Origin of the sequence: Actinophytocola sp. (assembly GCF_036402745.1) — a bacterium.
Lineage (GTDB): Bacteria > Actinomycetota > Actinomycetes > Mycobacteriales > Pseudonocardiaceae > Actinophytocola.
This window is the reverse complement of sequence record NZ_DASWSJ010000364.1, coordinates 1-7,971: the sequence shown is the minus strand read 5'-3', so window position 1 is coordinate 7,971 and position 7,971 is coordinate 1. Positions and strand designations below refer to the sequence as shown.

Sequence of the window (7,971 nt, the reverse complement as noted above, 5' to 3'; positions counted from 1 at the left end):
TCCGATCTCGCGAGATCGAGGTTGTCTACAGCTACGACCGGCCGCCGGTTGCGCCGGGCGCCAAGGGAAACGCACTGGACATCGGAATCTTCTCGCCGGCCGGCAACCAGTTGGGCAACCAGCGCGGGTTCCGTGGCTGGTCGGGCGGCTTCCGGGACCGGTTCACGATCAACGCGGCGCAGGCGACGCCCGGCTACCTGGCGGGGCCGATCGAGCCGGGCCGCTGGCAGCTGATCCTCGGCCCCTACACGGTCGCGCAGCAGGGCCTCGCCTACAAGGTGGACATCACACTGCGCTTCGGCGAGCAGGATCCGGCGTTCACGCCCAAACCGGCGCCGGACACCGCGGCCGGACGCAACCGCGGCCGCTCCTGGTACCGCGGGGACGGGCACCTGCACACCGTGCACTCCGACGGCCGGCGCACCCCGGCCGAGCTGGCCGCCGCCGCGCGGGCGGCGGGCCTGGACTTCGTCGTCTCCACCGAACACAACACCTCCAGCGCGTCCCTGCAGTGGGGCGACCACGCCGGCGACGACCTCCTGATCGTCAACGGCGAGGAGGTCACCACCCGCAGCGGGCACTGGCCGGCGTGGTGCCTGCCGGCCGGCGAGTGGGTCGACTGGCGCTACCGGGCCGACGACCCGAAGGACTTCCGCCGCTTCGTCGACGACGTGCACCGGGCCGGTGGTCTCGTCGTCGCCGCGCACCCGTTCGCGACGTGCTTCGCGTGCTCGTGGGAGTACAGCTACGAGCTCGCGGACGTGGTCGAGGTGTGGAACGGCCCGTGGACGCTGGACGACGAGGCCGCGGTCATCGCGTGGGACGGCCTGCTGCGCACCGGCCGGTTCATCCCGGCGGTCGGCAACAGCGACGCGCACAACCCGGACCACGTCGTGGCCCTGCCGCACAACGTCGTGCTGGCCGACGGCCTGCGCCCGCGGCGGCTGATGGACGGCTTCAAGGCCGGCCGCAACTGGATGGCCGAGTCCGCCGCGGTGTCCCTGACCTACACCGCGACCGACGGCGAGCGCACGGCCGGCGTCGGCGAGCGCCTGCGCGTGGGCACGGGCACGCCGGTGACCTTCGAGCTGACCGTCACCGGCGCCCCGGGAACCTCGGTCCGCTACCTGAACCAGAACGGTCCACAGTGGAGTCAACCGGTCGGCGCGACGGGCACCGCGACGGTCCGCTGGTCGACCCAGTCCCGCTACAGCAAGTGGGTCCGCGCCGAGGTCCGCCGCCCGGTCCCCACGGCGACCACCGCGGACACGATGGTCGCCATGACGAACCCGATCTTCCTCGACTGAGGCCTAGACGGCCGAGCGGACGGCGACCGCCACCGGCTCGCGCGCCGGGGCCTCCTCGGTCAGCGAGGAGCGGCGCAGCCACACCAGGGCCGCGATCAGCAGGCCCGAGCAGCTGGACGCGAGGAACGACGCCGGCACTCCGACGTGCTCGACGAGGTAGCCGCTCGTCGAGTGGCCGGCCGCCAGGCCCAGGGTCACCGAGGTGACGATCCAGCCGAACGCCTCGGTCGCCGTGCCGCGCGGCGCCACCAGCTCGATCGCCGTCGAGTGGGCGGTGGACTGCGGGGTGATCCACACGCCGGCCACCAGCAGCGCGACCGCGAGCCCGAGCAGGCTCGTGGTCAGCGACATCGGGGCGACCAGCAGCGCGAACACACCCAGCAGCGCCGGCAGCCGCTGATGCATCGGCCGCGGCCACGGGCGGACCGCGTAGAACAGGCCGAACACCACCGACGTCAGTGACCACAGCGCGAGCATCACCCCGCCCAGCGGCGCGTGCCCGGCGTTGGTCGCCGCCGCCGGGACCGCGACCTCGACGAAGCCGATGGTGATGCCGAAGCCGAACGCGGCCAGCGCGAGCGTGCGCATCCCGCGGCTCGCGAGCGCGCCGAGCAGGTCGCGGGCCGAGTCGTCGCGGCCCGGGTGCACCCGGCGGACCGCGGGCGTGAGCGCGAAGCTGACGCTGCCGACGACCATGCACGTCGCGCCGATCAGGACACCGGTGCCCGCCCACGGCGCGGCGACGAGGATGCCGGCCAGCGCCGGGCCGAGGATGAAGAAGACCTCCAGGCTGATCGCCTCGTAGGCGTAGGCCGCGTGCCGGATCGGCCCGGGCGGCAGCAGGGTCGTCCAGAGCGCGCGGGACGCGGCGCCGACCATCGGCTCGGTCAGGCCGACCGTGCTCCCCAGCAGGACGAGCACGACGTCGGGCTGACGCGTCTCGACCGCGAGCACCGCACCGGTCACCGCCGCCGAGAACAGCGCCGCGGCCACCAGCAGCGGCCGGGTCGGGCCGAGCCGGTCCATGATCCGTCCCTGGATGACCGCACCGGTCGCCACGCCGACGAGCGACCCGGCCGACACGAGCCCTGCGATCGCGAACGAGCCCAGCTCGCGCTGCACGTAGAGCAGCAGCGACAGGCCGACCATCGCGATCGGCATCCTGGCCAGCAGGGACGCGAGCACGGGCAGGCCCGCGCCGGGGGTGGTGAGCGCGGCGCGGTAGTCGGCGAGACGAGCGGAGTGGGACACGCGTACCAGTATGCAATCTCTGGTACGCGCGTACCAGTTATTTCCCGGCGACGTCTGTCACCGCGTGGAAGGTCTCAGTTCGGTAACGGAGAGGAGAAAATGGGTCGATTGGCACAACGGATGGGTAGCCGAGGGAGTCCTCTTCGGTGAGAAACCAAGTTCTTTCCCCGATCGCGGTAACGATCCGCGTGAGGGGACGTCGAACAGATCGAGCTCCCTCCGGCATGCATGGGTCGGGGCCTAACGGTCCGGAGGGCGGGGATGCGTGGGCCGTCGGGGGATGGTTCACGCAAAGCAAGAAGCCGGTGCGCCGCGTCGGGGGCGGCGCCCGGCTTCTTCTTTGTCTTCAGGGGGTCTCAGCGAGCGCGGCGGGCCAGTCGCTCCGGGTCCAGGATGAGCACGCTCTTGCCCTCGAGCCGCAGCCAGCCACGGTGGGCGAAGTCGGCGAGTGCCTTGTTGACGGTCTCCCGGGAGGCGCCGACGTACTGGGCGATCTCCTCCTGGGTGAGGTCGTGCATGACCCGCAGCAGCCCTGCCTCCTGGCTGCCGAACCGCTGCGCGAACTGCAGCAGCGCCTTGGCGACGCGCCCCGGCACGTCGGTGAAGATCAGGTCGGCCAGCATGCCGTTGGTGCGCCGCAGCCGGCGCGCTATCACCCGCAGCAGCTGCTCCGCGATCTCCGGCCGGGTGGCGATCCACTGCCGCAGCGCCGGGCGGTCCATGGTCCGCGCCACCACCTCGGTGACCGTGGTGGCGGTCGACGTGCGGGGGCCCGGGTCGAAGATCGACAGCTCACCGAACATGTCGGCCGGCCCCATGATGCCCAGCAGGTTCTCCCGGCCGTCCGGCGACTTGCGGCCGAGCTTCACCTTGCCCGACTGGATGATGTACAGGCGATCGCCCGGCTCGCCCTCGGCGAAGATCACGTGCCCGCGCGGAAACTCCACGGTCTCCAGCGTCTGGGCGAGCGCTTCGGCGGCAGCCGGCTCGACGCCCTGGAAGATGCCGGCCCTGGCAAGGGTCTCGTCCACCTTCGTCCCTCCCAATCAGACTCGAACCGGCCAGCGCCGGCCCACGATCCAGGGCAACGGCGCCCCTGATCACTAAGGGAAGTGTAGGGCGTGTGCCGTGGATCACCTCGTAGGGCCGCGCCGCAGGTCCGGGGCGAGCCGGACATCCGCAGGTGAGCGCCTGCTTATGAGCCTACTAGTGAGTACGGGTGAGATCCCGGACCCTCCGGCCGCGCGCCTTGCCCCGGCCGCGGCGGCGCAGCCGGAACAGCTCCAGCGCCCGGCCGATGCCGTGGCCGTACAGCGCGCGCACCTCGTCCGGCCGCGCGTTCTCGAGCAGCTCCTCGACCTCGTCCTCCTGGACCGCGCCCGGCCGGAGCCTGGACTCCACCCGCTCCATGAACAGGGCGAAGAACATCACTACGAAGGGAACTGCGAACACGAACCAGACAGTCATGGTGCGTTGATCCTCGCTCAGGTCGGTGGCGACGGCTCGGACGGTGGCTCCGTCCGGCGTGTCACTTGCGGGGTCTGCTCGATAGACGTCTAGGGCACGATTGAGGTTGTTCGGCGGCCCGTAGGCTAGCGGGGTGCCACCAGCCACCCGACAACTACCCCGTGGCAGCGCCGGTAAAACCGCCGACAAACCCGTGCCCGCCCCGCCGACGTCGCTCGTGCGTCGCGCGCGCCGGATGACCAGGGTGCTCGCCGAGGCCTTTCCGGACGCGCACTGCGAGCTCGACTTCACCAACCCGCTCGAGCTCGCGGTCGCGACGATCCTGTCCGCGCAGAGCACCGACGTGCGGGTCAACCTCACGACGCCGGCCCTGTTCGAGCGCTACCGCACCGCCGCCGACTACGCCGGCGCCGACCGGACCGAGCTCGAGGAGATGATCCGGTCCACCGGCTTCTACCGGAACAAGACCACCTCGCTCATCGGTCTCGGCACCGCGCTCGTGGAGCGCTTCGGCGGCGAGGTGCCCGACAACCTCGACGATCTCGTCACGCTGCCCGGCATCGGCCGCAAGACCGCCAACGTCATCCTCGGCAACGCGTTCGGCATCCCAGGCATCACCGTCGACACGCACTTCGGCCGCCTGGTCCGCCGCTTCGGGTGGACCGAGGAGGAGGACCCGGTCAAGGTCGAGCACGCCATCGGCGCGCTGATCCCGCGCAAGGACTGGACGATGCTGTCCCACTGGGTGATCTTCCAGGGTCGCCGGGTGTGCCACGCCCGCAAGCCCGCGTGTGGTGCCTGCGTGCTGGCCAAGGACTGCCCGTCCTTCGGTGCCGGCCCGACCGAGCCCGAGCTCGCCGCCAAGCTCGTCAAGGGCGAGGAGGCCGAGCACCTCATCGACCTCGCCGAGCGCATCCGCGACGGCTACAAGCCCGGTCGGGGCGGCGCGGCGTGACGAGTGCGGCACGGTGGTCGATCGCCGGGCTCGTCCTGGTGGTCGCCGCCGTGATCGCGATCTGGCCGCGCGGGTCGGACCCCGCGCCGGCCCCCGACGCCCCGCCCGCGCCCGACCTCGCGTCGGCCAGGGCCGCCGCGGCGCTGCCGCCGTGCCCCGGGTCGGCAGGCGCGGTGCCGGCCGGGTTGCGGGAGCTGTCCGGGGTGCCGGCCGAGTGCCTTGCCGACGGCTCGTCGGTGGACCTCGCGAAGACCCTGGCCGGCGGACCGGTGCTCGTGAACGTGTGGGCCACCTGGTGCGCGCCGTGCAAGGAGGAGCTGCCGCTGCTCGCGAGCTACGCCGCCGAGCCGGGCGCGGTGCCGGTCGTTGGCCTGGCCGTGCAGAGCACCCCGGCCGGCGCGCTCGAGCTGCTCGGCTCGCTGAAGGTGCGGCTGCCCTCGCTCGCCGACCCGTCCGGCGGCGCGCAGCGGGCGCTGCGGCTGCCGGCCGGCCTGCCCGCGAGCTACCTCGTCGGCGCGGACGGCGCGGTGCGGCTGGTGGAGAACCCGCGGCTGTTCCGCTCGGTGGACCAGATCCGCCAGGCGGTCGCGACCTACGGGGGCAACGCGTGACGGAGGCCGGACCGATCGTCGACCCGGCCGGCGTGCCGGGCTGGCTGCGCCGGCTCGTCGAGGCCACCGGCGACCTCGACGTGAGCCTGTTCGAGCGCCTGGCGCCGCCGACCGAGGACGCGCGGGACGCCGCCGTGCTCATCCTGTTCGGCGAGCACGAGACCCGCGGTCCGGACGTCCTGCTGCAGCTGCGGGCCGACGGCGGTGGCGCGCACTCCGGGCAGGTCGCGTTCCCCGGCGGCTCGGCCGAGCCCGGCGACGAGGGTCCGGTCGACACGGCGCTGCGCGAGGCGGTCGAGGAGACCGGGCTGGACCCGGCCGGCGTGCGGCCGGTGGCGCTGCTGCCGCGGCTGCACGTCCCGGTGTCGCGCTTCCACGTGACGCCGGTGATCGCGCACTGGGAGAAGCCGAGCCGGGTGTGGGCGGTGGACCCGGCGGAGAGCGCGGCGGTGGCCCGCGCGCCGATCGCCGACCTCGCGGATCCGGCGAACAGGTTCCAGTTGCGCCACGTGTCTGGTTTCCTGGGGCCCGCGTTCGCCCTGCCGGGGATGGTCGTGTGGGGCTTCACCGCCGCGGTGCTGGCCCTGATCCTCGACATCGCCGGGTGGGCGCGGCCGTGGGACGGTACGGACATACGGGATCTTGACGCCGCATGGCGTTCAGTTGGCTCAGTGGTCGGGGAGGTTGACGGGTGAACTGGGTCGACTTGCTGGTGATCGGGTTGGCCGTGCTGGCCGCGATCTCCGGCGCGCGGCAGGGCGTGATCACGGCGCTGCCGGCGTTCATCGGCGTTCTCCTGGGCGCGATCGCGGGCATCAAGATCGCGCCGCTGGTGGTGCAGTACATCGAGTCGACGCCCACCCGGGTCGCGTTCGCGGTGGCGATCTTCGTGCTGCTGGTCGCGCTGGGCGAGACGCTCGGCGTGTGGCTCGGGCGCAGTATCCGGCAGCGGATCAACTCGCCGAAGCTCGCCGGGGTCGACAACGCGCTGGGCGCGATCGTCCAGGGAGCGGTCGTTTTCGTCGTCGCGTGGCTGATCGCGCTGCCGCTGGTCACCGTTGGGGGTTTGCCCGGTCTCGCGTCGGCGATCCGCGGCTCCACCGTGCTCGGCGGGGTGGACAGCGTGATGCCGCCGGCCGCGCAGAACCTGCCCGACGAGCTGCGCCGGCTGCTGGACGTGTCGGGGTTTCCGGCCGCGGTGGACCCGTTCGACCGGACGCCGAGCAAGGAGGTCGCGCCGCCCGACCCCGCGCTGCAGGGCAGTGCGGTGGTGCAGCGCGTGCGGCCCAGCGTGCTCAAGATCCACGCGAAGGCGCCGTCGTGCTCGCGTGCCCTGGAGGGCACGGGCTTCGTGATCGCGCCGGAGCGGATGCTGACCAACGCGCACGTCGTCGCGGGGACCTCGCAGGTCGCGGTGGAGACCGACCAGGGCCCCTTCGACGCCCGCGTCGTGCTCTACGACCCGGACACCGACGTCGCGGTGCTCGCCGTGCCCGGCCTGCCGGCGCCCGCGCTGCCGTTCGCGGGCCAGCCGGCGACCTCGGGCCAGGACGGGATCGTGCTCGGCTACCCGCTCGACGGCCCGTACACGGCGTCGCCGGCGCGGGTGCGCGACCGGATCAACCTGACGGGCCCGGACATCTACGACGCGAGCACCGTGACGCGCGAGGTGTTCACCCTCCGCGCGCTGGTGCGCAGCGGCAACTCCGGCGGCCCCCTCGTCGACACCCGGGGCCGGGTGATCGGCGTGATCTTCGGCGCCGCGGTCGACGAGTCCGAGACGGGCTTCGCCCTCACCGCCCACGAGGTATCCCAAGAGGTGAAGGCAGCCCCGGGCCTGTCCCGCGCGGTGGGCACCGGCAACTGTGCCGCCTGACCTGCCCGCCTGACCTGTGCGCAGCCTGACTTGTCCACAGTGGTCCGAGTTGTCCACAGTCGAGCCCACACGACCCGAAACCGTCGGTACCCGCCACTAGGCTGGAAAGCGGGGGGCCCCGCGTCCGGCCGATGATCAACACCGGCGGGCAAAGACGATGGCCGCCGAGTCCTCGCGGACCCGACGGCCATCCGCCGATCGATCGCCTACCAGTCGGTCGCCCCGGTCGTCGCCAAGGCCTTGGCCAAGGTCTCAGGCGAGGTCTCAGGCGAGGCTGAACCGGGGGCTGGCTCCGGTGGTACGGCCGCGCAGTGCGTCCCCCGCTTCGGGGGCCGCAGGTCCACCAGGTAGCGGGTCGTCGCTGTCAGGGTGCACGCGCTCCTGTCGATCACGCCGTGGCCCCAGCCGTCGTAGGTGAGCAGCACGGCGCCGTCGAGCTGGCGGGTCACGTTCCTCGCCCACGTGTGGGGCGTCGCCGGGTCGTGGCGGGAGTTCAGCACCAGG

The 7,971-nt window shown here is 72.7% G+C and carries 9 protein-coding genes; 5 read left to right on the top strand and 4 right to left on the bottom strand.

The annotated features are described in order from the left end of the window. On the top strand, positions 1 to 1,307 hold a 1,307-nt coding region (locus VGD70_RS32565), incomplete at its 5' end, for a CehA/McbA family metallohydrolase (protein ID WP_331088208.1). Positions 1,308 to 1,310: 3 nt separating this feature from the next. Here the strand turns inward: VGD70_RS32565 and VGD70_RS32560 are convergent. The 3 genes from VGD70_RS32560 to VGD70_RS32550 all read right to left on the bottom strand — a co-directional run bounded on the left by VGD70_RS32560 (position 1,311) and on the right by VGD70_RS32550 (position 4,025). After that, the gene (locus tag VGD70_RS32560; protein WP_414638118.1) at positions 1,311 to 2,558 is read right to left on the bottom strand and encodes an MFS transporter; all 1,248 of its coding nucleotides are present in this window, start codon (positions 2,556 to 2,558) and stop codon (positions 1,311 to 1,313) included. A gap of 356 nt (positions 2,559 to 2,914) precedes the next feature. Further along, on the bottom strand, positions 2,915 to 3,589 hold the full coding sequence (locus tag VGD70_RS32555) for a Crp/Fnr family transcriptional regulator (protein WP_184811270.1): 675 nt from the start codon (positions 3,587 to 3,589) through the stop codon (positions 2,915 to 2,917). Positions 3,590 to 3,764: 175 nt separating this feature from the next. Continuing rightward, positions 3,765 to 4,025, bottom strand: a complete 261-nt coding sequence (locus VGD70_RS32550; RefSeq protein ID WP_331088203.1) for a hypothetical protein — start codon at positions 4,023 to 4,025, stop codon at positions 3,765 to 3,767. A gap of 235 nt (positions 4,026 to 4,260) precedes the next feature. Here VGD70_RS32550 and nth point away from each other — a divergent pair, with 235 nt between their 5' ends. The 4 genes from nth to VGD70_RS32530 are packed head-to-tail and all read left to right on the top strand — an operon-like array spanning position 4,261 to position 7,467. Continuing rightward, positions 4,261 to 4,980, top strand: coding sequence for an endonuclease III (nth, locus tag VGD70_RS32545; RefSeq protein ID WP_331088200.1), 720 nt, complete (start codon positions 4,261 to 4,263; stop codon positions 4,978 to 4,980). Further along, positions 4,977 to 5,591, top strand: coding sequence for a TlpA disulfide reductase family protein (locus VGD70_RS32540; protein WP_331088198.1), 615 nt, complete (start codon positions 4,977 to 4,979; stop codon positions 5,589 to 5,591). The genes nth and VGD70_RS32540 overlap by 4 nt, the downstream gene beginning before the upstream one ends. After that, a complete protein-coding gene (locus tag VGD70_RS32535) occupies positions 5,588 to 6,286 on the top strand; it encodes a CoA pyrophosphatase (protein ID WP_331088196.1) in 699 nt (232 codons plus the stop codon). Before VGD70_RS32540 ends, VGD70_RS32535 begins: the two co-directional genes overlap by 4 nt. Beyond that, the gene (locus VGD70_RS32530) at positions 6,283 to 7,467 is read left to right on the top strand and encodes a MarP family serine protease (protein WP_331088194.1); all 1,185 of its coding nucleotides are present in this window, start codon (positions 6,283 to 6,285) and stop codon (positions 7,465 to 7,467) included. Before VGD70_RS32535 ends, VGD70_RS32530 begins: the two co-directional genes overlap by 4 nt. Before the next feature lie 206 nt (positions 7,468 to 7,673). On the opposite strand, the gene VGD70_RS37025 is transcribed toward VGD70_RS32530, so the two are convergent. Beyond that, complete coding sequence (locus VGD70_RS37025) at positions 7,674 to 7,967, bottom strand: alpha/beta hydrolase (protein WP_414638119.1); 294 nt, start codon at positions 7,965 to 7,967, stop codon at positions 7,674 to 7,676. Positions 7,968 to 7,971 lie beyond the last annotated feature (4 nt).